Origin of the sequence: uncultured Methanobrevibacter sp. (genome assembly GCF_900316895.1) — an archaeon.
Lineage (GTDB): Archaea > Methanobacteriota > Methanobacteria > Methanobacteriales > Methanobacteriaceae > Methanocatella.
The window spans coordinates 1-3,066 of record NZ_ONER01000146.1 but is presented as its reverse complement, the minus strand read 5'-3'; the positions used below and the strand labels follow the sequence as shown (position 1 = coordinate 3,066).

Annotated in this window: 3 protein-coding genes; all 3 read left to right on the top strand. The window is 33.6% G+C overall.

Annotated features, from left to right (window positions below; genetic code table 11):
- A partial coding sequence (locus tag QZN27_RS09900; protein WP_296787082.1) for an amino acid adenylation domain-containing protein occupies window positions 1–1,641 on the top strand: 1,641 nt, incomplete at its 5' end.
- Window positions 1,642–1,661: 20 nt separating this feature from the next.
- Complete coding sequence (locus tag QZN27_RS09895; protein WP_296787079.1) at window positions 1,662–2,021, top strand: hypothetical protein; 360 nt, start codon at window positions 1,662–1,664, stop codon at window positions 2,019–2,021.
- Window positions 1,969–3,066, top strand: a 1,098-nt coding sequence (locus QZN27_RS09890; RefSeq protein WP_296787077.1) for a condensation domain-containing protein, incomplete at its 3' end; no start/stop codon positions are given. The genes QZN27_RS09895 and QZN27_RS09890, both read left to right, overlap by 53 nt.

The following is a 3,066-nucleotide window of genomic DNA, read 5'->3' as shown; positions in this document are numbered from 1 at the left end:
TATATTCAAAAATTCTTAGATTCATTAAATATCATATTAAATCAATTCATTGAAAATGACATTTACAAATTAACAGTTGAAGATATTGAATTAGAAAAAGAACCTGAAACAATTACTTTCACTCATTTGGAAAATCCATTTATCCATAAGCGCTTTGAAAAGCAAGTCGAAACAAACCCGGACAACATTGCACTTGTTGCAACAGATGCAACATTAACAAATGAGGAATTAAACATTAAGGCAAACCGCATAGCCAATGCACTTATTAGAAAAGGAGTAAATGCAAAAAGTAATATTTTAATAATGCTTCCAAGGGACAGCAGCCTAATAGCAGCAATAATAGGTATTTTAAAAGCAGGATGCGCATTCATACCTATTGATTTGGAGTATCCTAAAGAACGGATTGACTACATATACAATAACAGTCAAGCAGACTATATAATAACCGCAGATGGAAAATCAAGCAATACATTAGAAATAAATGAACTGCTTGAAGAGAAAAATACTTCAAATCCAGACATAGAAATTACCCCAGATGATTTGGCATACATGATTTACACATCAGGATCAACAGGAAATCCAAAAGGAGTAATGATAAGTCATAAAAATGCATGCAACGAAGCCGAAGGAAACCCTAAATGCGAATACAACAACCTATTAAGTATTGCAACAATCGCATTCGACACATCCATGGAAGACATCCTGACAGGTATAACAAATGGAATACAAATAATTTTTGCTAATGATTCTGAAATCAAAAACATCGTCGATTTAACCAGATTAATTAAAGAGCATAAACCGGAAGTGATGGAATTCACACCATCAAGATTACTATCCTACCTTGAAGTAGAAGAATTCTGCAAAGTTATTAGCTGTGCAAAATGTATAGTCATGGGAGGAGAGCAATTCTCAGCAAAAGCATTCAACGAAGTTAAAAAATACTGCGATGCAAAAGTATACAACAGTTACGGACCAACAGAAGCAACAATCGCATCCAACTACAAAGAAATAACCGACCCTGAAAACATCACAATCGGAAAAGCATTGAGAAACTACGTGACTGAAGTAAGAGATATTGACGGAAAATTACTCCCAGATGGAGTAATGGGAGAACTCTACATCGGAGGTGTCGGCGTAGGTAAAGGATACTACAACATGCCTGACAAAACCGAAGAAGTTTATTTAACCATCAATAACATTCCATACTACAGAAGCGGAGACTATGCGATATCAAGGCCTGACGGAGACATAGAAATCCACGGAAGAATCGACAACCAAATCAAACTCAGAGGACTAAGAATAGAAATCGGAGAAATCGAATCCAACATCAACAAATACTCATCTATAAAACAAGCGGTCGTCGTAATTAAAAAAATCAATAATAATGACCATTTATGTGCATATTATACTGCAGACGATGATATAGATGTAGACAATTTAAGAGAGTTTTTAAAAGATAAATTAACCAAGTACATGATTCCAACCGCATACATGCAACTTGATGAAATACCTCAAACACCAAACGGAAAAACCGACCTGAAATCACTCCCAGAACCAAAATTAAACTTGGAAAACATAAAACCTGAAAACGAAATAGAAGAAAAACTCAATTTGGTGTTACAGACGATTTATATGCAATAGGATTTACCTCATTGATATTAATGAAATTCAACTCACAAATCTATGCTGCAATGGGCGTAAACCTAGATATTTCCCTACTGTTTAATGAGCCGACAATTAGAAAACTTGCAATAGAAATTGAAAACAGTTTAGACGATGCATCCGATTTAGATGAATATATTGAGTTGGCAAATAGCCTAGATTACTTCCCATTGACTGAAAATCAATTAGGAGTATACTACGAATGCATGCAAAATCCTGATGAAATCAAATACACAATGCCAACACTTTTAAGATTTGACAAGGACATTGAAGCGGAAAAATTAAAAGAATCAATAATCAAGACAATTGAAGCACACCCATACCTCAAAACCAGAATCATTACAACAAGAAAGGAATGACAACACTCCAATAGATGAAATAGAAATTGTTGAGGTTGATTCAATAAGTGATGATGAAATCATCAAAAACGATGTTAAAGCATTCCACTTTGGTGATGAACAGTTATTCCGATTTAAAATATATCAAACAAAGGATGAAACATTATTATTCCTTGATTTCCACCACCTGATTACAGATGGAGTGTCCCAAATCAACTTACTCTCAGACATAGCCAATGCATATGAAAACAGAGAATTATCACAGGAAATCGTAGACGGCTATGTTTACAGCCTTATTGAAGAAAACACCAAAAACAGTATAAAATACGAAGAGTCCAAAGAATTCTTTAATCAAAAGTTATCACAGGAAATTGAATCAACAGTTCTGACAACAAATCTGAACGGAAATCCTGATGAAGGAAAGATGAAAACAATCGTTGAAGAAATCGACTCCAGCAGGGTTAAAGAATTTTGTAATGAACATTCATTAAGTCAAAATGCTGTATTCCTATCAGCACTTACACTAACATTGAATAAATACACATTTAGCGACAAAACATTAATTACAACAATATTTAACGGAAGATCAAATCCATACTACTACCATACCCAAGGATTCTTAGTTAAAACACTCCCATTAATATTCAACAATGAAAACAGACAAGCAACCATTAACAAATTTATTAATGATACTGATAAAGTATGGAGAGACACCATAAGCCACAGTGAATACCCATATACCTACATTGCCGAAGAATATCAATTAAAACCAGAATTCTTCTTCTCATATCAAGAATTCTTAAGTTCAGAAGAAGCAACTTTAAACGGCAAAACTTATGAAGAAAAAGCATTGCTTTCAGAAGACCTTTCAGCTACAGCATATAAGATTAACTTCGACATTTATGTGACAGAAGATAATATCCGCTTCGCAATTCAATACAATGATGAACTATATACAGAAAAGTACATCAAGACATTTATTGATTCAATGAACACTGTTTTAAACCAATTTATAGAGAATAACATTTATGAATTTGCAATATGTGATGTTCAATTGGAAACCCCA

What these genes read in the sequence shown, in the direction of transcription:
- QZN27_RS09895 (WP_296787079.1), top strand. Translation starts at nt 1,662, where the DNA reads ATGAAATTCAACTCACAAATCTATGCTGCAATGGGCGTAAACCTAGAT.